19 protein-coding genes and 1 pseudogene are annotated in these 25,264 nt (G+C 66.8%); 13 read left to right on the forward strand and 7 right to left on the reverse strand.

The window, feature by feature from the left end; translation table 11 throughout:
• Positions 1-113: 113 nt before the first annotated feature.
• The 3 genes and pseudogenes from BUA54_RS01155 to BUA54_RS21505 form a co-directional block, all read left to right on the forward strand.
• Positions 114-1,325 (forward strand): helix-turn-helix domain-containing protein, encoded by a 1,212-nt coding sequence (locus BUA54_RS01155; RefSeq protein ID WP_072855370.1) that lies wholly within the window; start codon positions 114-116, stop codon positions 1,323-1,325.
• A gap of 74 nt (positions 1,326-1,399) precedes the next feature.
• Positions 1,400-2,539, forward strand: a complete 1,140-nt coding sequence (gene ispG / locus BUA54_RS01160) for a flavodoxin-dependent (E)-4-hydroxy-3-methylbut-2-enyl-diphosphate synthase (protein ID WP_072855371.1) — start codon at positions 1,400-1,402, stop codon at positions 2,537-2,539.
• Positions 2,540-2,784: 245 nt separating this feature from the next.
• Positions 2,785-3,063: pseudogene (locus BUA54_RS21505) on the forward strand (ATP-binding protein); the annotation flags it as partial.
• Between the two features lie 87 nt (positions 3,064-3,150).
• Here the strand turns inward: BUA54_RS21505 and BUA54_RS01170 are convergent.
• Together BUA54_RS01170 and BUA54_RS01175 are read right to left on the reverse strand one after the other, a co-directional pair.
• Complete coding sequence (locus tag BUA54_RS01170) at positions 3,151-3,942, reverse strand: MBL fold metallo-hydrolase (protein WP_072855372.1); 792 nt, start codon at positions 3,940-3,942, stop codon at positions 3,151-3,153.
• Between the two features lie 87 nt (positions 3,943-4,029).
• Positions 4,030-4,761 carry a DsbA family protein gene (locus BUA54_RS01175; RefSeq protein WP_072855373.1) on the reverse strand — a complete coding sequence of 244 codons (732 nt, stop codon included), beginning with the start codon at positions 4,759-4,761 and terminating at the stop codon, positions 4,030-4,032.
• 134 nt (positions 4,762-4,895) lie between these two features.
• On the opposite strand from BUA54_RS01175, the gene BUA54_RS01180 reads away from it, so the two are divergent.
• The 5 genes from BUA54_RS01180 (at position 4,896) to BUA54_RS01200 (ending at position 12,529) form a co-directional block, all read left to right on the forward strand.
• Complete coding sequence (locus tag BUA54_RS01180; protein WP_072855374.1) at positions 4,896-6,050, forward strand: pyridoxal phosphate-dependent aminotransferase; 1,155 nt, start codon at positions 4,896-4,898, stop codon at positions 6,048-6,050.
• Positions 6,047-7,240, forward strand: coding sequence for an N-acetylmuramoyl-L-alanine amidase (locus BUA54_RS01185; protein ID WP_072855375.1), 1,194 nt, complete (start codon positions 6,047-6,049; stop codon positions 7,238-7,240). The genes BUA54_RS01180 and BUA54_RS01185 overlap by 4 nt, the downstream gene beginning before the upstream one ends.
• A 126-nt stretch (positions 7,241-7,366) precedes the next feature.
• Complete coding sequence (locus BUA54_RS01190) at positions 7,367-9,886, forward strand: penicillin-binding protein 1A (RefSeq protein WP_072855376.1); 2,520 nt, start codon at positions 7,367-7,369, stop codon at positions 9,884-9,886.
• 87 nt (positions 9,887-9,973) lie between these two features.
• Entirely contained in the window at positions 9,974-11,101 is a 1,128-nt protein-coding gene (gene prfB / locus BUA54_RS01195; protein ID WP_072855377.1) for a peptide chain release factor 2, read from the forward strand.
• A gap of 42 nt (positions 11,102-11,143) precedes the next feature.
• The gene (locus BUA54_RS01200) at positions 11,144-12,529 is read left to right on the forward strand and encodes an amidase (protein ID WP_072855378.1); all 1,386 of its coding nucleotides are present in this window, start codon (positions 11,144-11,146) and stop codon (positions 12,527-12,529) included.
• On the opposite strand, the gene BUA54_RS01205 is transcribed toward BUA54_RS01200, so the two are convergent.
• The 4 genes from BUA54_RS01205 to bcp all read right to left on the reverse strand — a co-directional run bounded on the left by BUA54_RS01205 (position 12,516) and on the right by bcp (position 16,655).
• Positions 12,516-13,940 carry an MFS transporter gene (locus BUA54_RS01205; RefSeq protein WP_072856087.1) on the reverse strand — a complete coding sequence of 475 codons (1,425 nt, stop codon included), beginning with the start codon at positions 13,938-13,940 and terminating at the stop codon, positions 12,516-12,518. The genes BUA54_RS01200 and BUA54_RS01205 overlap by 14 nt on opposite strands.
• A 59-nt stretch (positions 13,941-13,999) precedes the next feature.
• Complete coding sequence (locus BUA54_RS01210; RefSeq protein WP_072855379.1) at positions 14,000-14,506, reverse strand: bactofilin family protein; 507 nt, start codon at positions 14,504-14,506, stop codon at positions 14,000-14,002.
• Positions 14,496-15,806, reverse strand: coding sequence for a M23 family metallopeptidase (locus tag BUA54_RS01215; RefSeq protein ID WP_072855380.1), 1,311 nt, complete (start codon positions 15,804-15,806; stop codon positions 14,496-14,498). The genes BUA54_RS01210 and BUA54_RS01215 overlap by 11 nt, the downstream gene beginning before the upstream one ends.
• Positions 15,807-16,178: 372 nt before the next feature.
• Positions 16,179-16,655, reverse strand: coding sequence for a thioredoxin-dependent thiol peroxidase (gene bcp, locus BUA54_RS01220; RefSeq protein WP_072855381.1), 477 nt, complete (start codon positions 16,653-16,655; stop codon positions 16,179-16,181).
• A gap of 93 nt (positions 16,656-16,748) precedes the next feature.
• On the opposite strand from bcp, the gene BUA54_RS01225 reads away from it, so the two are divergent.
• The 5 genes from BUA54_RS01225 (at position 16,749) to lpdA (ending at position 24,647) form a co-directional block, all read left to right on the forward strand.
• Positions 16,749-20,066, forward strand: a complete 3,318-nt coding sequence (locus tag BUA54_RS01225) for a YhdP family protein (RefSeq protein ID WP_072855382.1) — start codon at positions 16,749-16,751, stop codon at positions 20,064-20,066.
• 24 nt (positions 20,067-20,090) lie between these two features.
• Positions 20,091-21,149, forward strand: a complete 1,059-nt coding sequence (gene queA / locus BUA54_RS01230) for a tRNA preQ1(34) S-adenosylmethionine ribosyltransferase-isomerase QueA (protein WP_072855383.1) — start codon at positions 20,091-20,093, stop codon at positions 21,147-21,149.
• 91 nt (positions 21,150-21,240) lie between these two features.
• Entirely contained in the window at positions 21,241-22,527 is a 1,287-nt protein-coding gene (locus BUA54_RS01235) for an MFS transporter (protein ID WP_072855384.1), read from the forward strand.
• Positions 22,528-22,589: 62 nt separating this feature from the next.
• Positions 22,590-23,171, forward strand: a complete 582-nt coding sequence (locus BUA54_RS01240) for a DUF924 family protein (RefSeq protein WP_072855385.1) — start codon at positions 22,590-22,592, stop codon at positions 23,169-23,171.
• Between the two features lie 75 nt (positions 23,172-23,246).
• Positions 23,247-24,647: a dihydrolipoyl dehydrogenase gene (lpdA, locus tag BUA54_RS01245; RefSeq protein WP_072855386.1), complete on the forward strand. Its 1,401-nt coding sequence runs from the start codon at positions 23,247-23,249 to the stop codon at positions 24,645-24,647.
• Positions 24,648-24,676: 29 nt separating this feature from the next.
• Here lpdA and BUA54_RS01250 read toward each other — a convergent pair whose 3' ends face one another.
• Positions 24,677-25,129, reverse strand: coding sequence for a hypothetical protein (locus BUA54_RS01250; protein ID WP_178352690.1), 453 nt, complete (start codon positions 25,127-25,129; stop codon positions 24,677-24,679).
• Positions 25,130-25,264 lie beyond the last annotated feature (135 nt).

Consider the following 25,264-nt stretch of genomic DNA (forward strand, 5'->3'; position numbering starts at 1 on the left):
ATCACACGGTTCCGTGTGTTACGTCCTGATTTAATCAGTTCTTAAAAGGTGATTCGACAAGTTCGGACGCTTTGGCTAGGCTGAATCAGGGGCAGGCACACGGCGGAACGACGATGATCGGAAAGAGCTTTCGGCGCCAAAAGGCAGCTGAGGACGTCGAGACCAAGGGTTTCGACGCCTTCGACATGCGCCTTGGCGACCTGATGCGCGGCGAGCGGGCGACGCTGGGCAAGAGCCTTCTGGACGTGCAGCGCGAGCTCAAGATCAAGGCCGCCTACATCGCCGCGATCGAGAATGCCGACCCCTCTGCTTTCGATACCCCCGGTTTCATCGCGGGCTACGTGCGGTCCTATGCGCGCTATCTGCAGATGGACCCCGACTGGGCCTTCGACGTCTTCTGTCGCGAAAGCGGCTTCACCACGGCGCATGGCATGTCGGCTGCGGCCTCTTCTGCCAAGCCTGCACGGTTCGAGGCCAATCGCACGCCGATGGGCAAGGACATCTTCTCTGCCTCGGCGACGCCGTTCATTCCGCAGGGCGACGCGATGTTTTCCGGCATCCAGCCGGGCGCCGTAGGATCGGTCCTCGTGCTGGTCGCGCTGATCGGCGGGCTGGGCTACGGCGGCTGGTCCGTGCTGCAGGAAGTGCAGAAGGTCCGTCTGGCTCCCGTCGATCAGACGCCGGTGGTCCTGTCGGACCTCGATCCGCTGGCCGGCGCGTCGCAGGTGATCTCTGACGCCGAGGCGTCACCGGATTTCGCGGCACCCACGCCGGAGGCGTTGGATCGCCTTTATCGCCCGCAGGCGCTGGACGTGCCGGTGATGGTGGCGCGCGATGCCCCGATTTCGACCCTGATGCCGACGGCCCCCAGCGCGCTGGGACTGGCGGGTGTCGATCATGGTCTCGCGCAGGCGGTCAACGATGCGGTCAAGCTGGCCGTCGACACCCCGCCGCCGGACACGCCCGCCGTGCAGGTCAGCGAAGGCCCGGTGCCCGAAGTGCAGCTGGTGGCCGTGCGCCCCGCCTGGGTGCGCGTGCGCGCCGCCGACAATTCGGTGATCTTCGAAGGGATCATGGATGCCGGCGACACCTTTGCCCTGCCAGCGACCGAGGAACCGGCGACCCTGCGCGTGGGCGAAAGCGGTGCCGTCTATTTCGCCGTGAACGGTCAGCACTACGGGCCCGCCGGGCCCAACGGGCAGGTGACGTCGAACCTTGCCCTGTCGGCCGAGAATCTGACCACGAAATACGCGCTGGCCGATCTGGATCGGGACGGCGACCTGAAGGCAATCGTGAACGTGGCCGAGGCGGTCGTCACGGAATAGCCATCTGACGGCGGTTGCCGGTCGGTCGCCGAGGTCTTAGGTTGAGGGCGTTGTCCTTACCGGAAGTCCGTCCCATGTCGTCGCTGCATTCCATCCGTCCCTGGCGCCAGATCGACCGCAGGCCCAGCCGCAAGATCATGGTGGGCAATGTCCCCGTGGGCGGCGATGCGCCGATCTCTGTCCAGACCATGACCAACACGCTGACGACGGACGTGAAGGCCACGATCGCGCAGATCCAGGCGGCGGCGGATGCCGGAGCCGACATCGTGCGCGTCTCCGTCCCCGACGAGGCATCGTCCAGGGCGCTGAAGCAGATCGTGCCCGAGGTGAGCGTGCCGATCGTCGCGGACATCCACTTTCACTACCGGCGCGGGATCGAGGCGGCAGAGGCGGGGGCGGCCTGCCTGCGGATCAATCCCGGCAACATCGGCGACGAGAAGCGCGTGAAGGAGGTCATCAAGGCCGCCCGCGACAACAATTGTTCCATCCGGATCGGCGTGAACGCCGGGTCGCTGGAGCGGCACCTGCTGGACAAGTATGGCGAGCCGACACCGGACGCGATGGTCGAAAGCGGGATGGATCACATCAAGATCCTGCAGGATAATGATTTTCACGAGTTCAAGATCAGCTGCAAGGCGTCCGACGTCTTCATGGCCGCCGCCGCCTACCAGAAGTTGGGAGAACTGACCGACGCCCCGATCCACCTTGGCATCACAGAGGCGGGGGGCCTGATTTCCGGCACCGTGAAGTCCGCGATCGGCATGGGCAGCCTGCTGTGGATGGGGATCGGCGACACGATCCGCGTCAGCCTCTCCGCCGATCCGGTGCAAGAGGTCAAGATGGGCTTCGAGATCCTGAAGTCGCTGGGCCTGCGGCACCGGGGCGTGAACATCATTTCCTGCCCGTCCTGCGCGCGGCAGGGCTTCGACGTGATCAAGACGGTCGAGATCCTCGAACAGCGGCTGGAGCACATCAAGACGCCGATGTCGCTGTCGATCATCGGCTGCGTGGTCAACGGACCGGGCGAGGCGCTGATGACCGACGTCGGCTTCACCGGGGGCGGCAACGGATCGGGCATGGTCTATCTGGCGGGCAAGCAAAGCCACAAGCTGGGTAACGGGGCGATGATCGATCACATCGTCGAACAGGTCGAGGCGAAGGCGGCGGCGCTGGAGGCCGCGGTTGCAAAGACGCATGATCCCGAACCGGTCTGAAGCCTCGGCGGCGGGCCGGGGGCACCGGCGCGCCGCCTCGGACGTCGGATGATCCGGCTGACCCTTACGACATGCGGGTCACCAATCGTGTCGATGCCTTCTTTCAGACCGCGAATTACGTCCGCACGGCGAAGCTGACCCTGATCAGCATCGCCATCCTGCAGGTCTACGCGACACCTTTGCTGATCGGGATGATGGCAGCATGTAACGGCGCGATCTTCTGGCAATCGGTGCTGGTGAGGCGGATGCCGGACCGGGTCGGCGCACTGGGGCTGACGGTCGTGATCCTGCCCGACGCCGCGGCACTTCCGCCCGGGCCATACGTCTGCTTCACTGTCGAGGATGACAGCGCAGGGTTGCCGCCGGAGGTGCTGAGCCGCGTGTTTGAGCCCTATTTCACCACGAAAGCCGAGGGGCAGGGGGCGGGGATGGGCCTGTCCATGGCCCGCGGCTTTGCAGAGCAGAGTGGCGGATCGCTGGGCCTCCGGGCGCGGCCGGGCACGGGTGCCGTGGCGACCCTGATACTGCCGATGGCGACAGCGGCGGCGCTATCGTCCTGGGCGCGACAGGGGCGGCACCCGGCGCCGCCCCCGCGCATGTCGGTCCTTAGGTCAGGATGGCATGACCTGATCGCCATACCAGTTGCCGATGCGCACTTCGGCGGCATCGCCCACCAGCGCCGCGAACTCCTCGGGGTTCTGGGTGCCGCCGTCCTCGCCGCGGTAGTGGTACGGATAGACGTAGGTTGGCTTGAACTCCGCCACGGCAGAGGCTGCGGCCTCCTTGTCCATCGTGTAGGGCAGGTTCATGCAGATGAAGGCCACGTCGATGTTTTCGAGCGCGCGCATTTCGGGGATGTCTTCCGTGTCACCCGAGATATAGACACGCAGCCCGTCGAAGGTCAGCACGTAGCCGTTGTCGCGCCCCTTCGGGTGGTTCTGCAGGCGGCCTTCGGTGGTGTTGTAGGCCGGGATCGCGTCGATGGTCAGACCGTTGTAGCTGGCGCTGCCGCCGTTTCCGATCTCTGACGCCTTGGTCTTCAGGTCCTCTGGCAGCATGGCATAGACGGCGGGGTTGGCGATGATCTGCGTGTTTTCGCCCGCGATGGCCGCCAGCGTATCGGCGTTGTAGTGATCGCCGTGTTCATGGGTGATCAGGATCAGGTCGGGGGCGGGGTAGTCGGCGTAAAGCGACGCATCGCCGACGGGATCGTTGTAGATCGTGCCGACCGGCGTTTCCATCACGAAGGACGCGTGTTCGACGGGGTGAACCGTGACGTCGCCCGCGTTGGTCGGAAACATGTCCGATGCGTGGGCCTCTGCGCTGGCGGCATAGGGCAGCAGCGTAACCGCCCCAGCGGCGGCGGCGGAAGTGGCGAGGAAATGGCGGCGTGTGGTCGTCATGGAACTCTCCCGTTCGAATTGCGATGCGATTGAACTAGGGCGGGCGCCACGACGGGCCAGTTTCGTTACAGGTCGGTCACGCAGGCGTCAGCCGCGCAGGTGGTCCACCAGTTGCTGCAGCTGATCGGCGGGGACGTAGCCGCGCACCATCTGGTTCTGCACCACGAAGGTCGGCGTCCCGGAAATATTCAGCGCATCGCCGAGCGCGCGGTTGGCGGTGATCCGGCGCGCGACCTCGGGGTCATCGAGCTTTGCCATGATCGCTGCGCCGTCCAGCCCCAGCGTGCCCGCCAGCCGGGTCAGGCTGTCGCGACTGATCTCTCCGTTGTAGCTCATCAGCGTGTCGTGGACGGCCTTGTAGGCGTCCTCGCCCGCGACGATCTGGGTGGCGATCGCGAACTGCGACCCGAGGACAGAGGCTTCGCCGAGGATCGGGAATTCCTTCACGATGAAACGGATGTTGCCGTCGGCGGACAGCAGGCTCTCGACCTCGGGAAAGGCCTTCTTGCAGTAGCCGCAGCGGTAATCCATGAATTCGACCACGGTGATGTCGCCGTCGGGATTTCCGCCCACCCAGGAAAAGCCGTCGTCGGTCAGCGCCTCGGCCTGTGCTGCGACCATCTGCTCGTCCGCCTGTGCGGCGGCGGCCTCCTCTCGCTGCTGAAGCTGGTTCACGGCCTCCATGATGACCTCGGGGTTGGCCATCAGATAGGCGCGCACCCGCTCGCCGAAGGCGGCGTCGTCACTGGCATCCTGCGCCAGCGCGGGCAGGGCCATGGCGCAGGTCAGGGCGGCGGCGGCGGTCAGGGTGCGGAACATCGGGTCACTTCTCTCTCAGGGTCGGGCTGATTATGCGCAGATCGGGTCCGGGCTGCCAAGGTGCCGCGGCGCGGAGTGTTGACGCGGGCCCCCGTGGCCATGCACAAGGTTTCCAAAACCAGTAAGGGCAGATCATGCGCAGCTCAACCCGGGGGGATGTCGATCCCTTCATCGTGATGGACGTGATGGAAGCCGCACGCGCCGCAGAGGACGCGGGCCGTTCGATCATCCACATGGAGGTCGGCCAGCCCGGCACCGGCGCACCCGCCGAGGCGCTGGAGCTGTTGCGCGCCGATCTTGCCGAACCGCTGGGCTATACCGTGGGTCTTGGCTTGCCGGCCCTGCGGCGGCGGATCGCGCGGCATTACGGCGACATCTACGACGTGGACCTCGACCCCGGCCGGGTCGTCATCACGGCGGGGGCGTCGGGGGCCTTCATCCTTGCGTTCTCGGCGCTGTTCGACAACGACGCGCGGGTGGGGCTGGGGTTGCCCTGCTATCCCAGCTACCGCCAGATCCTGCGGGCCATGGGCCTGCAACCGGTCGAGATCGAGACCCGCGCCCGTGGCCGGTTCCAGCCGCAGCCGGAGGACGTGGCGGCCCACGACCTCGCCGGTCTGATCGTTGCCTCGCCTGCCAATCCGACCGGCACGATGCTGAACGCGGGCGAACTGACCGCGCTGGCGGATGCCTGCGCCGACCGGGACGCGGCGCTGATCTCTGACGAGATCTATCACGGCATCGGTTATGGCACCCGCGCCGTGTCCGCGCTGGAGGTGACGCAGGAGGTCTATGTCATCAACAGCTTCTCCAAGTATTTCTCGATGACCGGCTGGCGCTGCGGCTGGATGGTGGTGCCCGAAGATCATGTGCGGACCGTGGAGCGTCTGGCGCAGAACCTCTTCATCTGCGCGCCCCACGCCAGCCAGCGGCTGGCGCTGCATGCGATGGACTGCCGCGACGAACTGGACGGCAACCTTGCCGTCTATCAGGCGAACCGGACCTTGCTGCTGGACGGTCTTGCGAATGCCGGGTTCGAAACGATCGCGCCCCCGGACGGCGCATTCTACATCTACGCCGATGTCTCGGCCTATACCGACGACAGCCGCGCGATGGCGGCGGATATTCTCGACAAGGCGGGCGTGGCGGTGACGCCGGGCCTCGACTTCGATCCCGTCGCCGGCCACCGCTGGCTGCGGTTTTCCTACGCCGGGCGCACTGCGGACATGGCCGAGGGGCTGGATCGCCTGCAACGCTACATGAAGGCGCACGGACGCCCGGAGGCATGATACGCGCGCTGGCCGTCTGCGCGTTGCTGGCAGGGCCCGCGGCGGCGCAGGAGTTTTCGGCGCTGGCGCGGATCGATCCGGTGTCCAGCCGCATCGCCGATGCGGGGCAGGGGCTGGGGATCACGCTGGCCCTCAGCCAGACCGTGCCCTACCGCGTCTTCACGCTGGACGATCCGATGCGCCTGATCGTCGATTTCCAGGAGGTCGATTTCGGTGGCCTGATCCCGGCGGACCTGTGGCGGCCGGGGCTGGCCAGCGATGTGAGCTTCGGCGTGCTGCGCCCGGGCTGGTCGCGGCTGGTCGTGACGCTGGCGCAGCCGTTGCAGGTGGCGCAGGCGGGGCTGGCGGTGGATGCCAAGACCGGCGCCGCTGTCTTGTCGCTGCAACTGACGCCGACCGACACGGCGGGCTTTGCCGCCAGCGCAGGCGCGCCGGATGCGGAAGATCTGCCACAGGCGACGCTGACCGCCCCCGCGCCGCGCAGCGCACCGCTTGTCGTGGCGATCGACCCCGGTCACGGCGGCGTCGACCCCGGTGCCCTGCGCGGATCGGTTCACGAGGCAGACCTGATGCTGCAGCTTGGGATCGAGCTTGCCGATGCGATCAACCGGGGCGGCGAGATGCGCGCGGTACTGACCCGTGACAGCGACACCTTCGTATCGCTCGAAGGGCGGATGACCATCGCCCGCGCCGCAGGCGCGGGCGTGATGCTGTCGCTTCACGCGGATGCGCTGGATGACGATGTGACCCGCGGTGCCTCGGTCTACACCCTCAGCCCCGAAGGCGAGGATCGGTCGGCGCAGCGCATGGCGGAACGGCACGAACGGGGCGACCTGCTGGCGGGGCTGGACCTGACCGGGCAGGACGACCGGGTGGCGACGGTGCTGATGGACATGGCACGTGCCGACACCGCACCGCAATCGGACCGGCTGGCCGACGCCCTGATCGCGGGGCTGCGCGACAGTGGCGCCACCGTAAACAGCCGCCCGAGGCGAGAGGAGCGTCTGGCCGTGCTGAACGCCGCCGATTTCCCCTCTGTCCTGCTGGAGGCGGGATTCCTGTCCAATGCCGCCGACCGCGCGGCCCTGTCCACGACCGCGGGCCGCGCCCCGCTGGTGGCCGGCATCACCGAGGCGCTGCGCGACTGGGCGGCGGCGGAAGCAACCCGCGCGCCCCTGAGGCGGCAGTGACGCCCCGGCTGGCGGTTTTGTGACCGTCCCGCGGGGGGTCTGACGTGCACGATCGGCCGATCTGGTTTTGACGCGGGGCCGGGTGCGCCCTATAAGCGGCCAACTCCCGACAGAAGGTCCACGTCCATGCTGCGTTTCATCATGTCGTTCTTCGGCGCGATCTTCTCGATGCTGTGCCTGGGCGTGGTCATGGCGGCGCTGACGCTGGGCGCGGTGTTCTACATGTACGGCCGAGACCTGCCGTCATATGATACGCTCGCGCAGTACACGCCCAAGACGATCAGCCGGATCTATTCGGGCGAGGGGCAGATCATCGACGAATTCGCCGTCGAACGCCGGTTGTTCACCCCCGCCGAGGATATTCCCGACGTGGTCAAGCAGGCCTTCATCAGCGCCGAGGACAAGAACTTCTACACCCACGGCGGCTATGACGCGGCGGGCATGGCCTCGGCGATGGTCGATGCGATCAAGTCGCGCGGCGCGGACGTGCGCGGTGCTTCGACCATCACGCAGCAGGTGATGAAGAACTTCCTGCTGGATGGCTCGAAAAGCATCGAACGCAAGATCAAGGAAATCATCCTTGCCACCCGGATCGAGGGGGCGATGCCGAAGGACAAGATCCTCGAACTTTACCTCAACGAGATCTTTCTGGGCAAGAACAGCTATGGCGTCACCGCCGCCGCGCTGACCTATTTCAACAAGTCCCTGTCCGACCTGACGGTCGAAGAGGCGGCCTACCTTGCCGTGCTGCCGAAAGCGCCGTCGGACTACGACCCCGTGCGTCAATACGACCGATCCATCGCACGCCGGAACTACGTCCTGAGGGAGATGTGGCAGAACGGCTATATCGAGGACGCGGCCTACGAGGTCGCCAAGGAATCGCCGCTGCGCACTGTGCAGTCGGGCGATTACGAAAGCTTCCGCAGCGAACTGCCGCCCCGCGACTATTTCACCGACGAGATCCGTCGCCAGTTGAGCCAGAACTTCGGCGAGGACGAATTCTTCTCCGGCGGCCTCGCGATCCGCGCGACGGTGGACGAGGATCTGCAGGTCGAGGCGGCGCATGCGCTGCAACGCGCGCTGGAAACCTACGACCGGGGGCAGGGCCGCTGGCGTGGCACCGGCAAGACCATCGACCCCGCCCAGCTTGGTGACGAAGACGCTTGGCGCGCCGCGTTGCGGTCCGTTCAGGTGCCACGGGACATCACGCTGGAAAACCCGTGGCACCCCGCCGTCGTGCTGGAGGTGGGCGAGGCCCAGATGCGCGTCGGCATCGAGAACGTGACCGAAACCGATGCCGAACCTTTCGTCATCCCGCGCGATGACATCTCGTGGATCAAGGGCGGTTTTCCCGACAACTTCGCCGTGGGCGACGTGGTGCTGGTGCGCCGCATGACGCAGGACAGCGACGGCAGCTTCATCCGCTGGACGCTGCGGCAGGTGCCGCAGGTGCAGGGCGCCTTCATGGCGATGGATGTGAACACCGGCCGCGTGCTGGCGATGCAGGGCGGATTTTCGTATCAGGCCAGCGTGTTCAACCGCGCGACGCAGGCGAAACGCCAGCCGGGGTCGAGCTTCAAGCCCTTCGTCTATGCTGCGGCGCTGGATTCAGGCTATTCCCCCGCCACCATCGTCGTCGACGCCCCGATCGAGATCAACACGCCGCAGGGCGTCTGGCGGCCGCAGAACTATTCCAACAAGTTCTACGGCCCCACGCCCCTGCGCACCGGCATCGAACAGTCGCGCAACCTGATGACCGTGCGTCTGGCGCAGGAGGTCGGGATCGACACCGTCGCCAACTACGCCGAAAAGTTCGGCGTCTACGACCACATGAACCGCGTGCTCGCCGCGTCGCTGGGGTCGGACGAGACGACGCTGTTCAAGATGGTCGCGGCCTACGCCATGTTCGCCAACGGCGGAGAGCGGGTGGAGCCGACGCTGGTCGATCGGGTGCAGGACCGCTACGGCAAGACCGTCTATCGTCACGACCAGCGGATCTGCAAGGACTGCCAGCAAGCCAATCTGCCCACCGGCGAGGCGCCGACCATCATCAGCAACCGCCAGCGGGTGATGAACGAGATCACGGCCTATCAGCTGACATCCATGCTGGAAGGCGTGGTGCAGCGCGGCACCGCCAAGCACGCGATCAACCTGCCGGTGCCGATCGCCGGCAAGACCGGCACGACGAACGACGAAAAGGACGCGTGGTTCGTGGGCTTTTCGTCCAACATCGTTGCGGGCTGCTATATCGGCTATGACAACCCGCGTCCCATGGGCCGCTCGGCGTCCGGCGGCGGCATCTGCGCGCCGGTGTTCCAGACGTTCATGAGTCAGGCGATCAAGAAATACGGCGGCGGCGCGTTCCATGTCCCGGCCGACTGCCAGTTCATCAACATCGACCGCTTTTCCGGCGCGCGCCTGCCGCCGGGGGCATCCGGCAACAACGTGATCGCCGAATGCTTCCGCCCGGGCGAAGAGCCTGTCTTTGGCATCACATTCGACGGTGGCTTCGCGATGGCCGCCGACCTGCCGCTGGTGGACGAGGTGCCGCAGGCGTCCCGGCAGGTGCGGACATCGACGGGCAAGACCGCGACGGTGGGGCCGAAGGCATCCCTTGGCACCCTGTCGTCGGGCGGGCTTTACTGACCATCCGCTTGCCGTAGGGGGCGCGCCGGGCTAAGACCCGGACGCACCGCCCGTGGGCGTTGACACTTCTTTCCAAGGACCAAAGCCATGCGCGCCGAAACCCAGAACACCATCGAGGCGATCGAGAAATCGCTGTCCCTTCTGGCGCAGCGTCTGGACTATGATACCGCGCCCCACCGGCTGGAGGAGTTCAACGCCCGCGTCGAGGACCCGACCCTTTGGGACGATCCCACGCATGCGCAGAAGCTGATGCGCGAACGGCAGATGCTGGTGGATGCGGTCGAAAGCTACGAAGGCATCCGGCAGGAGCTGGCCGACAATGTCGAACTGATCGAGATGGGCGAGATGGAAGACGACGCCGAAATCGTCTCCGACGCCGAGGAGGCGCTGACCGCGCTGAAGGCCAGGGCCGCCGAGAAGGAGCTGGAGGCGCTGCTGAACGGCGAGGCAGACGGCAACGACACCTTCCTCGAGATCAACGCGGGCGCCGGCGGCACCGAGTCCTGCGACTGGGCCAACATGCTGGCGCGGATGTATGTTCGCTGGGCTGAAAAGAAGGGCTACAAGGTCGAGCTTCAGTCCGAGAGCGCGGGCGAAGAGGTCGGCATCAAGTCCGCCGCCTACAAGATCACCGGCCCCAACGCCTATGGCTGGCTGAAGTCCGAAAGCGGCGTGCACCGGCTGGTGCGGATCAGCCCCTACGATTCTGCGGCCAAGCGGCATACGTCCTTCAGCTCCGTCTGGGTCTATCCGGTCGTCGACGACAACATCGAGATCGACGTGCAGCCCAATGACATCCGCATCGACACCTACCGGTCGTCGGGCGCGGGCGGCCAGCACGTGAACACGACGGACTCGGCGGTGCGGATCACCCACCATCCGACGGGCATCGTGGTCACGAGTTCCGAGAAGTCGCAGCACCAGAACCGCGACATCGCCATGAAGGCGCTGAAATCGCGGCTGTACCAGATGGAACTGGACAAGCGGAACGCGGCGATCAACGAGGCGCATGACAACAAGGGCGACGCGGGCTGGGGCAACCAGATCCGGTCCTACGTGTTGCAGCCCTACCAGATGGTCAAGGACCTGCGCACCCGGCACGAGACCTCGGATACGCAAGGCGTGCTGGACGGCGACCTCGACGCCTTCATGGCGGCGACGCTGGCGATGGACGTCAGCGGCAAGAGCCGCGCCGAGGCGAACCTCGACGACTGACGCCCGCTTGTCTTTCGCCGCGCGGCAGGTTCTGCTGCGCGCATGGATTCATATCTCGACAGACCCGCCCATGTCATCTCGGACGCGCTGGCGTCCGGCGAACTGACCGCCACCGCCCTGATGCAGGCGACGCTCCACCGCATTGCCGCGCGCAATCCGGACCTGAACGCTATCGTGTCGCTGCGCGACGCCGATGCGCTGATGGCAGAGGCGGCGGAGGCCGATGCGGCGCCGCGCAAGGGCTGGCTGCACGGCATCCCGCTGGCGGTCAAGGATCTGGCCAATGCCGCCGGGCTGCCGACGACGATGGGTTCGCCCGCCATGCGCGGCAATGTCGCGCAGACGTCCGACATCATGGTGCAGCGGATGCAGGACGCCGGCGCCATCGTGATCGGCAAGACCAACACGCCGGAGTTCGGTCTGGGCAGCCACACCTTCAACCCGGTCTTCGGGGCGACGCAGAATGCCTTTTTGCCCGGACGCTCGGCGGGTGGGTCGTCGGGCGGGGCCGCCGTGGCGCTGGCGGCGGGGATGATTGCCGTGGCGGACGGGTCCGACATGATGGGCAGCCTGCGCAACCCCGCGGGCTGGAACGGCGTCTACGGCATGCGACCCACGTGGGGCCGTGTCCCGTCGGAACCGCTGGGCGACATGATGCTGCACCCCCTGTCCACCAACGGACCCATGGCGCGGCACCCGCGGGATATCGCCCTGCTGCTAGATACCATGGCCGGTCCCGATCCGCGCCAGCCCTTCGGTCTGGACGATACCGCGCTGGCGCCGCGGATCGACGCCGACCTGACCGGCCGTCGGATCGGCTGGCTGGGCGACTGGGGCGGCGCCTTTCCGATGGAGGACGGGGTGCTGGATCATTGTGCCGCGCAGGTCGCGCGGTTCGCGGACCTCGGCTGCACGGTCGAGGGGCTGGCGGCACCCTTCGACGCATCGGCCCTCTGGGACAGCTGGATCACCTTGAGGTCCTTTGCCGTGGCGGCCTCTCTGGGGCCGCTTTACGACCAGCCACGCACGCGTGCCGCCCTGAAGGACACCGCGATCTGGGAAATCGAGCGCGGTCGCGCGCTGTCCGCGTCAGAGGTGCAGCGCGCCAGCCTGATCCGGTCGGATTGGTTCCGCGCCGCGACCCACCTGTTCGACACCTACGACGCACTGGTCCTGCCCACGGCGCAGTGCTGGCCTTTCCCGATCGATTGGACATGGCCACAGACCATCGCGGGCGAGCCGATGGATACCTATCACCGCTGGATGCAGGTCGTGGTGCCGGTCAGCCTGATCGGCCTGCCGTCGCTGGCCGTGCCGCTGCCCCTGTCGCAAGGCCGCCCAATGGGACTGCAGCTGATCGGACGGTCGCGCGACGACCTCGGTCTGTTGCAACTGGGGGAGGGGTGGCAAGCGCTTACCGCCGTTTGATGCCGGTCGCCGCGGTGATGGCGGCCACCAGTGCCATCGCTGCGGCGATCCATGCGATCACGGCAAAGGCGGTGCCCATCGCGGTGACATGACCCGCCCCCGCCGACCGCTCGCCAAAGGTCGCGGGTCCGTCGGACAGGTTGTAGGCGATCGTGGCGATCGAGCTCATCGCCGCGACGGCGATCAGGCCGCCGATGCGGCTGATCGCGTTGTTCACGCCGGATGCAATGCCCGACTGACCGTCCCCCGCCGCGACCATGACGGCGGTGGACAGGGGCGCCACCACCATGCTCATCCCGAAGCCGACGATGCCCATGGCGGGCAGCACGCCCAGCCAGAACTCGCGCCCCGGGATCACCAGCGCCAGAACCGCGTAGCCCACCGCGACGACGGCCGCCCCCACGGCGATCACAGGCCCCGGACCGCGCCGGTCCGCCAGCAGGCCGAAGCGTGTCGACAGCAGCGCGATGAAACCCGACAGCGGACCGAAGGCGAAGATCGTCTTGAACTCCGACAGGCCCCAGCCCGCGACGGTGAGCATCGGCAGATAGAACAGGATCGCACTCATCCCGAAATACAGCAGGAAGGTCGCGAGGTTGGCCGCGCTGAAGCTGCGATTGGCAAACAGCCGCAGCGGCATCATCGGATGCGAGGTGCGCCATTCGTGCAGCACGAAAACCGCGAGGGCGGCAGCGCCGCCGACGCCCGTGGCCAGCGTGATGCGCACATCGTTCGTAGCCTCGAGATGGGTCAGCGTCCACGCCAGCAGGCCCAGGCCCGCCACCGCCAACGCAGCGCCGATCCCATCGATGGGCTCTCCGCTGCGGCGGGCATCCTTCGTCACGGCGCGGCGGATCAGCAGCAGGGCGATCAGCCCCAGCGGCAGGTTGATGGCGAAGATCCAGCGCCAGGCATCCTGCCCCATGACCGACAGCAGCACGCCGCCGATCAGCGGCCCCGCCGCTGTCGTCAGGCCAGAGGCCGCCGCCCAGATGCCGATGGCTCGCCCGCGGATGTCGCGGGGATAGGCGCGGCTGATCATCGCCAGCGCGCCGGGAATCATCAGCGCGGCACCGGCGCCCTGTGCCAGCCGTGCCCCGATCAGCCAGTCCGGTGTGGGCGCCAGCGCGCAGGCCAGCGACGTCAGCAGGAACAGCCCGACGCCAAGGCTGAACACCCGCGCCAGCCCGAAGCGGTCGCCGAAGGCGCCGCCCGTCAGGATCAGCGCCGACAGGGTGACCATGTAGGCATTGTTGATCCATGTCGCCTGATCGAGGCTGGCGCCCAGAGAGGCGCGAATCGCCGGGATCGCGATGCCGACGACGGTGCCGTCGATGAAGCCCATCGACGACGCCAGCACGGCGGCGGCCAGCACGAAGGGCCGCTGCCGTTCCGTGCAGAAATCAGGCACGAAAACGGGCCGCGCCCGATCAGACGTGGCCCGCGAGGGTGGATTGTCGTTGTGCAAGCCTAGCTCTTGGCAGGCTCTGCACCGGGGGTGCTGCTGCCCGTGGGCATCTTGGCCTTGCCGCCGGTGGTCAGCGGATCGTCCTGACGCTGCACCGAGCCTTCGAAATGGGCACCCGATTCGATGGCGATGGTCTTGTGGATGATGTCGCCCTCGACCCGCGCGGTCGACGTCAGGCGGACCTTCAGGCCACGGACGCGACCGACGATGCGACCGTGGATCACGACGTCGTCGGCCATGACCTCGCCCTTGACGGTGGCGCCTTCACCGATCGTCAGCAGGTGGGCGCGGATGTCGCCGTCGACCTGACCCTCGATCTGGATGTCGCCGGTCGTTTTCATGTTGCCGGTGACCAGCAGGTCGGCGGACAGGATCGACGCGGGCGGCTTGGCCTTGGGCGCGCTGGCCTTGTAGTCGCCACCGGGCGCTGGGGCGGGCGACGACGCGGGAACTGCGGGCGTCTCGGTGGCCTTGGGACCGGGTTCGTTGATCTTGGATTTAGAAAACATCTTGTCCAGCTTTTATGAAGGTCATCGGGTTGACAGGTGATCCGCCGACGCGCACCTCGTAGTGAAGATGCGGTCCGGTCGAACGTCCGGAATTCCCCATATCACCGATCCGCTCCCCGCGCGAGACCCTTTGACCCACCTTCACCTTCAGTGCGTTCAGGTGGCCGTAGCGCGTCTCGATCCCGAATTCATGCTGGATCTTGATCAGGCGGCCATAACCCGATGACCAGCCTGCATGGATCACCACGCCGTCGGCCGTCGCATAGACGGGCGTGCCGATCGGTGCTGCGAAATCGGTCCCCTCGTGCATCCGCCCCCAGCGCTTGCCGAATCCCGAAGTGAAGCGGAACGAGGCCTTCACCGGCACGTCGAAGGGGGCTTTTTCGGCCGCGATGCGGTAGAGGTTGATCTCGTCCAGGCGGTTCAGGATGCCGTTCGCGCGCGCCGCATCCGGGTCCGGCCCGCCGCCCATGGTAGAGAACGACAGCGGCGTCAGCGGGCCACCGGCGCCGGAATAGCCGCGACGCACCTGGTTCAGCATGTTGTCGGGGTTCATGCCGGCCGCCTTGAACATCTTCTCCAGCGGTTCGACGGACACGGTCATCGCTTCTTCCAGCTGGCGGAAGATGTCGTCGTTGCGGTCGTGCAGCTGTCGCAACTCGTTTTCGGTATCCGCGGCATGGTCGAGTGCGAAGCGGGCGTCCTCGGCGATCTTGTCGCGCTCGGCGGCAGTTTCGGCGAGGGCGGTGGCCAGCAGGTCGACGGTGCCTTCCTGCACCGCGGTCTGGGCGGCGGGCGTCGCTTCGCCCTCGCCTTCGGCGGTCAGGGCGGCCAGTTCCGTCGCCGCGGCCTTGCGCTGCTGCATGGTGTCGCGCAGCGTCGCCTGCACGACCTCCAGCCCGGTTTCCAATTCGCGGCGCTTGTCCTCGGTCGCCAGAAGATCGCTTTGCATGGTGGAGATCTGGGTCAGTGCCGCGCTGAACCGCGCCTGTGCGGCCACGGCCTCTGCGGCGCGGGCGTCGCGTTCCGCTGACAGGGCATTCAGACGCGCCTCGTAGACCATCTGGTCGCGCTGCGCCTGAGCCCGGAAATTGCCGCTGCCGATGCTGTCCATCAGCAGGATCGCGGTCGAGATGATCGTCCAGCCGACGACGGCGGTCGCGACCGTCCATCCAAGCAACTGATGCGCGGGCCGCAGGCGGATGAAGCGGGTTTCCGTGTCGGAGCGGAGAAAGAGCCGCCGCTCAGGGAATCGGGCCTCGAGGCGCGTGTGGATGGCCTGCGTCAGTCGTGATCTCATGCGAAAAGCTCCTGTCCCGTCCCGATTCAGCGCGGCAGGTCCCACCCTGTTGTCGTTCCGCGCTGCCAGCCGTCTAGACAGCCTGCGGCGCGGGTGCAACAATTTTGAAAAATTGTGGAACAAACCACCAAGTTTGGGCAGGATCACGCCGACCAAGCAGGGGGTCGCCTGCAGTCGGGAACCGGTAGAGCCAGAAATGCAGACTTCGGGCAGGTACAATGCCTTATCGTGCGATTCTCTACACCTTCCGGGGTCGATTGACGTGGCAACGTCGGGTCGCGCGGCGGCCAGTTGCGCGTTCACTTCTCGTCGCAAATACTTCGGGGGCATAAGGCTGGCCCTCGTGAAAGCCTGTCCCGTAGCCCCGACGGATCAAAGCGCGCGCACCGCCTCCAACACCGCGTCGACATGGCCCGGCACCTTCACCTTGCGCCAGATCCGCGCGATCCGGCCGTCGGGGGCGATCAGGAAGGTCGATCGTTCGATCCCCATGAAGGTCTTGCCGTACATCTGCTTCTCGCCCCAGACGCCGTAGCGTTCGCAGACGTCGCCCTCTGCATCCGACAGCAGGGGAATGGCGATCTCGCGCTTGGCCACGAACTTGTCGTGCTTGGCGACCGGATCCTTGGACACGCCAAGGACCACGGCCCCCGCCGCTGCGAAATCCGGTTGGGCGGCGCTGAAATCCAGCGCCTCGGTCGTGCAGCCGGGGGTGTCGTCCTTGGGATAGAAGTAAAGGACGATCGCCTTGCCGGAGAAATCCGACAGGCTGACCGTGCCGCCGCCGTCGCGGGGCAAGGTGATATCCGGGGCGGCGTCGCCTTCGGACGGGCCGGTCGCTGACAGCATGGTGATCCTCCTTGCGGATACGGGACGCGTTTCACGGGTTCAGTTCTAGCCCGCGACGGGCAAAGATAAAGGCGAAGAGGCCGAAAGCAGCGCATGACCGACCCCGACCCCGTCCAAGAGGCCAGACCGCGGCGCCGCACGCGCGGCGCAAGGCGTCGCAAGCGGTGGCACGCGGCGCGGGTTCTGGCCTATCTTCTGACGCTGCCCGTGGTCTTCGGCCTGATGGCCGTCGTGATGATGTTCGACCGCGACATCACGGCACCCGGCTGGGTCACCGATCAGGTCGCGGCGCGGGCGGGCGGGCTGCTGGGCGGCGGCAGTGTCGATTTCGGGCAGATCGCGGTCCGGCTGGGACCGGACCTGCACCCGCGCGTCCGGCTGATCGACACGGTGCTGGCCGACGCGGACGGGCGTCCGCTGGCACGCATCGCGGAAATCGACGCCACCGTCAGCCCGCGCGGCCTGCTGTTCGACCGCACCGCGCTGGTGCAGCATGTGGCGTTGCGCGGCACCGCCGTGGCGCTGATCCGCGATGCGCAGGGGCGGCTGCAGCTGGCGTTCAACCTGCCTGACGGGGACCGTGGCGCCCTGCTGGCGGACGGGCTGCCGGGGCTGGTGCGACAGCTCGACACCCTGCGCGACCGGCCCGCTCTCGCGGCACTTGAAAGCCTGACGCTGGCGGGGCTGGACCTGACCTATGTCGACGCGCGGGCGGACCGGCGCTGGACAGCGACCGACGGTGGCTTCCAGCTGGCGATCGACGCTGACCGCACGACGGCCTCGGCGGATCTGGCGGTGGACGGCGCCGCGGGGCAGACGCGGCTCGCGCTCGCGCTGGACAGCCCGCGCGACAGCCTTGCGGCACGGCTGTCCGTCCGCGTGGACGGGGCAGAGGCGCGCGATCTGGCCAGCCAGTCCGCAGCGCTGCGCTTCCTCGGCGCCCTCGACGCGCCGCTGTCGGCGACGCTGGACACCGCGCTCGACCCCGATGGGATGCTGGGGCCGCTGCAGGCGACCCTGCAGGTCGGGGCGGGCGCGCTGCAGCCGGCGCCGGGCACCGTGCCGCTGCGGTTCCAGGAACTGACGGCGGCGCTGACCTACGATCCCGCGGGGCAAGAGCTGACCTTCGACGACGTGACCGTGGTCTCGGACTGGGGGCGCCTGCATGCCAGCGGGCAGGCGCTGGCGCGGGATTTCCGCCGCGGCCTGCCAGAGGCGCTGGTCGGGCAGCTGACGCTCGACCGGATCGCCCTGACGCCCGGCGACCTTTATCCCGCGCCGGTCACGATCGACCGGGCGGCCATCGACCTGAGGCTGCGGCTGGACCCCTTCCAGCTGGACGTGGGGCAGGTGACGATCAGCGATCCGAATTTGCGATTGAGCGTGGCAGGCCACCTGACGGCGACGCCGCAGGGGTGGGAGGCCGCGATCGACGCGACCAGTCCGCGCCTTGCGACGCGCGATGTCCTGCGTCTGTGGCCCGAACGTCTGCGCCCCGGCACCCGGAAGTGGTTCGCGGAAAACCTGCTTGCGGGTCAGATGCGCGAGGTGACGGGGGGCTGGCGGATGGCGCCGGGGCAGAAGATGCGGATCGCCGCCGGTTTCGCCTTCGACGGCGCTTCGGCGCGTTTCCTGAAGGAAGAGCCGCCGATCACCGGTGGTGCCGGCTATGCCACGCTGTCGGACGGCGCCTTTGTGCTGCGGCTGGATCAGGGACAGGTGATCGCGCCGCAGGGCGGAGCGCTGAATGTCGCAGGGTCTGTGCTGCAGATTCCCGACGTCACGATCAAGAACGCACCGATGGTGCTGGACATCGCGACCGCAGGCAGCATCACGGGCACCCTGTCGATCCTCGATCAGCCGCCGTTCCGCTATCTGTCCAAGGCTAATCTGCCGGTCACGCTGGCGGATGGCCGGGCCGCGGTCGCCGCGCATGTGGAACTGCCGCTGAAGCGCCCGATCCGCCCCGATGACGTGACATTCGATGCCACCGCGCGGCTGAGCCGGGTGCGAAGCGATACGCTGGTCAAGGGGCGGTCGCTGGCGGCAAGCGATCTGGCGGTGACGGTGGATCGCGGCGGTCTGCGGGTGAGTGGCGACGCGACGCTGGACGGCGTGCCGGTGCGCGGCGACTTCAGCCAGATGTTCGGGCCGGGGGCCGACCCGACGCAGGTTGCGGGGCAGGTCACGATCACGCCGGACGCCCTCGACCGGTTCGGCATCGCCCTGCCACCCGGATCCGTCACCGGGTCGGGCCCGGGAGAGCTGACCGTCACCCTGCCGAAGGGCGAGGCCCCGCGCTTTGCCCTGACCTCGACGCTGGAAGGCCTTGGCCTGTCGGTCCCGGCGATCGGCTGGTCCAAGGCGCGGGGCACGGCGGGGCGGCTGGAGGTGTCCGGCACCCTCGGCGCCCAACCGTCCGTCGACAGCCTGCGCCTGCGCGCGCCGGGCCTGCAGGCGTCGGGGACCGTCAGCCTGACCGACGCCGGCCAGCTGGAGGCCGCGAGCTTTTCCGATGTCAGCGTCGGCGACTGGTTCAACGGCCCCGTCACCCTGCGCGGTCGTGGCAAAGGCCGCACCGTCGGGGTCGAGGTGCGGGGCGGCACCTTCGATCTGGCCAAGGCCGATCTGGGTGGAGGCGGTGCCGGGGCCAGCGGCGGCACGGGCGAAGGGGCGCCGATCCTCGTGCAGCTGGACCGGCTGAAGATCTCCGACGCTTTGGCACTGCGCAACTTCGCCGGCAATTTCAACACGACGGGTGGGTTCAACGGCACCTTCACCGGGCTGTTCAACGGACAGGCGGGGGTCGCGGGTGCCGTCTCTCCCTCTGGCGAGCGCACGGCGGTCCGCATCCATTCCGAGGATGCAGGGGCGGTGCTGCGCGCCGGGCCGTTCCTCGACGGCGCGCTGGGCGGCACGCTGGACCTGACGCTGTTTCCCGCCGCAGCACCGGGCAGCTTCGATGGCACCCTCGCGCTGCGAGGCCTGCGCGTGCGCGATGCGCCGGCCATCGCGGAACTGTTAGACGCGATCAGCGTGGTGGGGCTGCTGCAGCAGCTGGACGGGCAGGGGCTGGCCTTCGACACGGTGGACGCGGAATTCCGCCTGACACCGCAGCAGGTCATCGTCACGGAATCGAGCGCGGTGGGGCCGGGGCTTGGCATTTCGCTGGACGGCATCTACACGCTGGCCAGCCGGGCAGTGGACTTTCAGGGCGTGATCTCTCCGGTCTACATCCTGAACGGCATCGGCAGCCTGCTGACCCGCCGGGGCGAGGGGCTGCTGGGGTTCAACTTTACCCTGCGCGGCACGCCGGGTGCGCCGCAGGTGAGTGTGAACCCGCTGTCGATCTTCACCCCCGGCATGTTCCGGGACATCTTTCGCCGCCCGCCGCCGGTGGTGACGAATTAGGCCCGCTGCACAAGGGGTTGCGCGATGAAACTCTCGGATTTCGATTTCGACCTGCCCGACGGGCTGATCGCCACCCGCCCCGCGCGCCCCCGCACCGCGGCGCGGCTGCTGGTGGCGACGCCCGACACGATGACCGATGCCACGGTGTCCGATCTGGGCGACTGGCTGCGCCCCGGCGACCGGCTGGTCCTGAACGACACCCGCGTCATACCCGCCCGCCTCGACGGTCTACGGCATCGCAGCGGAGAGGCGGGCGAGACCGTCGCGCGGATCGAGGTCACGCTGCTGCAGCCCACGCCGGAGGGGCACTGGTCGGCCCTGCTGAAACCGCTGAAGAAGGTGCGCGACGGAGAGGAGATCGTCTTTGGCGATGCCCTGCGCGCCACCGTTACGGGCCGGGCGGAAGGGCAGGCGATCCTGTCCTTCAACCTGACCGGCGACGCCTTCGACGCCACGTTGAACAGCGTCGGCGCGATGCCGCTGCCGCCCTACATCGCCGCCCTGCGGCCCGCGGACGAGGCCGACCGCACCGACTACCAGACGGCCTGGGCGAAACACACCGGTGCCGTGGCGGCGCCGACCGCGTCGCTGCACTTCGACGCCGCCCTGCTGGACCGGCTGGCGGCAAAGGGTGTGCAATTCACCCATGTCACCCTGCACGTCGGCGCCGGCACCTTTTTGCCGGTCAAGGTCGACGACATCGCGGAACACCGGATGCACAGCGAATGGGGGCAGGTGACGCCGCAGGCGGCGGAGGAGATCAACGCGACCCGTGCCGCCGGCGGCCGCATCATCCCGGTCGGCACCACCGCCCTGCGCCTGATCGAGACGGCGGCGACCGAACGGGGTGTCCAGCCATGGGAAGGACCGACGGATATCTTCATCACGCCGGGATTCCGGTTCCGCGCCGCGGACGCGCTGATGACGAATTTCCATTTGCCGAAGTCGACGCTTATGATGCTGGTCAGTGCGCTGATGGGACGGCAACGGATACGCGACATTTACGAACATGCGATATCCAGCCGATACCGCTTCTTTTCCTATGGCGATGCCTCGCTTTTGCTGCCACAGGGCGCGGACTAGCAAAGACGACGCGGCGATGTCGTTTTCGATCCTGACGGCGGCCCCCATGCGCCGCTAGACGACCCTGACACGGACCCGAAAGGCCCCTTTGATGATACAGGTTTTCGGCGCTTCATGGGCACTGTTCCTCGGCATGTTCATGCTGATGATCGGCAACGGCCTGCAGGGCACGCTGCTTGGCCTGCGGGGCGAGCTGGAGGGATTCACCACGCTGGAACTGTCCGTCGTGATGTCGGGATATTTCGTCGGCTTCCTCTTTGCGTCCAAGATGGCGCCGGAGATGATCCGCCGGGTCGGTCACGTCCGGGTCTTCGCGGCACTCGGCTCAACCATCTCTGCGGTGCTGATCATGTATCCGGTGCTGGCGGACCCGATCTCATGGACGCTGGGGCGCATCGTGATCGGATTCTGCTTCTGCGGGGTCTACGTCACGGCGGAAAGCTGGCTGAACGATGCGTCCAGCAACGAAACGCGGGGACAGGCGCTGTCGCTTTACATGATCGTGCAGATGGCGGGCATCGTGACCGCGCAGTTCATCATCACCCGCGGCGACGTGTCAGGCTTCGTTTTGTTCATCGTGCCGTCGGTGCTGGTGTCTATGGCCTTCGCGCCGATCCTGCTGTCGATCAAGCCGACGCCGGCTTTCGGTCGCATCAAGCCGATGAAGGTCGTGCAGCTGATCCGCACCTCGCCGCTGGCCGCCGTGGGCATGTTCCTGCTGGGCGGCGTCTTTTCGGCACAGTTCGGCATGTCCGCTGTCTATGGCGCGCGGGCGGGATTCAGCGTCGGACAGATTTCCGTATTCGTGTCGTCGATCTATCTGGCGGCGCTGGTGGCGCAGTACCCGATCGGCTGGATTTCCGACCGGCTGGACCGGCGTATCCTGATCATCGCCGTGGCGCTGGTGGGCGGTCTGGGCAGCCTGCTGGGCGGCTTCTTTCCCGCCTCCTACACCCTTGCCGTCATATCCGGCGCGCTGGTCGGCGGCACGTCGAACCCGATGTATGCCCTGCTGATCGCCTATACCAACGACTACCTCGAGAAGGAGGACATGGCCGCCGCCTCGGGTGGGCTGTTGTTCATCAACGGGGTCGGCGCGATCATGGGGCCGGTCACGCTGGGCTACATGCTGGATGGCATGGGGCCGCGCGGCTACTGGGTCTTCCTGTCGGTGCTGATGCTGGGTGTCGGCCTTTACGGCATCTACCGGATGACGCGCCGCAGCCGTGCCGACATGCCGCTGGACACCACGACCTATGCCAACCTGCCGATGACCACGACGCCGGTCGCGGCGCAGTGGGCGCAGGAGGTCTACAGCGACGCTGCCGAAAGCGATGCGGCGGCGGCTCAGAACGATCCCGCCACCGCTGCGGAATAAGGCTTGTCAGGGGGCCGGGCCTCTGTTTTCCTGCATAAAACGGGCTGACCGGAGAGCATGTAATGAGAACCGCACAGGACGTCCTGACCTTCTGGCTCGACGACGTCGCGCCGGCCGACTGGTACCGGCAGGACGATGCACTTGACCAAAGGATCCGCGAGACCTTTGCGGAAACATGGGAACACGCAGCCGACGGTCACCTCGGCCTCTGGCTTACCTGCCCGAGCGAGGCGCTGGCCTACATCATCCTGACAGACCAGTTCCCCCGCAACATGTTCCGCGGCAGCGGCGAGGCGTTTTCGACAGATCCGCTGGCGCGGGCCGCGGCGAAGATGGCGATCGACCGCGACTGGGACCTGCGGATCGACCCGCCGGCGCGGCAGTTCTTCTATCTGCCGCTGATGCATTCGGAAAACCTTGCCGATCAGGACCGGGCCGTGCGCCTGTTCCATGCCCGGATGCCCGATGATGCCACCGACAATCTGGACCACGCCCGCGCGCATCGCGCGGTGATCCGCAACTTCGGCCGCTTTCCCCACCGGAACGAGGCGCTGGATCGCCCGACGACAGAGGCAGAGCAGGTCTTCATGCGTGACGGGGGTTACGGGGCCATGCTGCGGCAGGTGCAGGCCGAAACCGCCTGATCGGCGCCTCTGGCCATCGGCGGTGGAATGGTTCAGTATTAAACCAGTTTTCAACGGACCCGCAGGAGAAACCTCATGGCCGCCCAGAACTTCGACGTGATCGTGATCGGCGCGGGACCCGGCGGCTATGTCGCGGCCATCCGTGCCGCCCAGCTGGGACAGAAGGTCGTCATCGTCGAGCGCGAGCACATGGGCGGCATCTGCCTGAATTGGGGCTGCATCCCGACCAAGGCGCTGCTGCGCTCTTCAGAGGTGTTCCACCTGATGCATCGTGCCAAGGATTTCGGCCTGTCGGTGGAGAAGCCCGATTTCGACCTTGCCGCTGTGGTCAAGCGGTCGCGCAACGTGGCGGGGCAGCTGTCGTCCGGCATCGGCCACCTGATGAAGAAGAACAAGATCACCACGGTGATGGGCACCGCCCGGATCACCGCCAAGGGCAAGGTGTCGGTCAAGACTGACAAGGGCACAGAGGAGCTGACGGCCAAGAACATCGTTCTGGCCACCGGTGCCCGCGCCCGCAACCTGCCGGGGCTGGAAGCGGACGGCGATCTGGTCTGGGCCTACAAGGACGCGCTGAAGGCGTCGCGCATGCCCAAGGACCTGCTGGTCATCGGCTCCGGCGCCATCGGCATCGAATTCGCCAGCTTCTTCAACACGATGGGCGCCAAGACCACGGTGGTCGAGGTGATGGACCGGATCCTGCCCGTCGAGGACGCCGAGATTTCCGCCTTCGCCAAGAAGCAGTTCGTCAAGCAGGGCATGACGATCATGGAAAAGGCCGTCGTCAAGCAACTGGACCGCGACCCCAAGGCCGGCAAGGTCACCGCGCATATCGAGGCGAACGGCAAGGTCGAGACGAAGGTCTTCGACACCGTCATCTCTGCCGTGGGCATCGTCGGCAACGTCGAGGATCTGGGGCTGGAAGAACTGGGCGTGAAGATCGACCGCACCCACGTCATCACCGATGAGTACTGCCACACCGGGGTCGAGGGGCTGTATGCCATCGGCGACATCGCCGGTGCGCCCTGGCTGGCGCACAAGGCCAGCCACGAAGGCGTCATGGTGGCTGAACTGATCGCCGGCAAGCATCCCCACCCGGTCAAGCCCGAAAGCATCGCCGGCTGCACCTACTGTTATCCGCAGGTCGCATCTGTCGGTTATTCCGAAGCGAAGGCCAAGGAACTGGGCTACGACGTCAAGGTCGGCAAGTTTCCCTTCATCGGCAACGGCAAGGCCATCGCGCTGGGCGAACCCGAAGGCATGATCAAGACCGTCTTCGACGCCAAGACCGGCGAACTCCTCGGCGCCCACATGGTCGGCGCTGAAGTGACCGAGCTGATTCAGGGCTACATCGTCGGCCGCCAGCTCGAGACGACGGAAGAAGACCTGATGAACACCGTCTTCCCGCATCCGACCCTGTCGGAGATGATGCACGAAAGCGTGCTCGACGCCTACGACCGCGTAATCCACATGTAAGCGGGCACATGTAGGCGGCAGCCGCCCCGTCAGTCGGACGCGGGCGGCGGCAGTTTCAGACTGTCGATCAGCTGCTGCGGCGTATCCCGAAAGGTGAAATTGCCCTCGAAGACGCGCCAGATCGCGGCCTCGCGGCGCAGGCGGATGATCGCGATCGTCCGCTGCGGCAGCAGCCGCGTGCCCACGAGGTAACGGCTTTCGTAGCTTGCGGTGATCTCGTCATCGGTGGTGTAGGTCGCGCCGGTGCAGTGCTGATCGAAGTCGGTGACCTGATTCACGGTTATGTAGCTGCGCAATGCCCTGTAGATCGCCTGCAGATGCGAAGAATCGTTGATCATGATGATGTCAGGCAACAGCTGCATCGTATAGGGCAGGGAAAGACCGTCGGTGAAGGTCGCATCGTCATCGACGAGAAGTGCGGCAGAAACGCGGTTGAGCACGTCTTGAGTGACGGCGACTGGATCGGGATGTGAGTTATTCATCTTGGGATATGAATTATTCATCTGATATGATCTAAGCAGAGTTCTCGGGGCATACGAGGCCTTTCGCACAAGTCATCAACTTAAGTTTGCTCGCCTTTGCCAAATCGTTGCCGATGATGGCGATGGCATGCTGAC

Source organism: Loktanella atrilutea, from assembly GCF_900128995.1.
In the GTDB taxonomy this organism is placed as follows: domain Bacteria; phylum Pseudomonadota; class Alphaproteobacteria; order Rhodobacterales; family Rhodobacteraceae; genus Loktanella; species Loktanella atrilutea.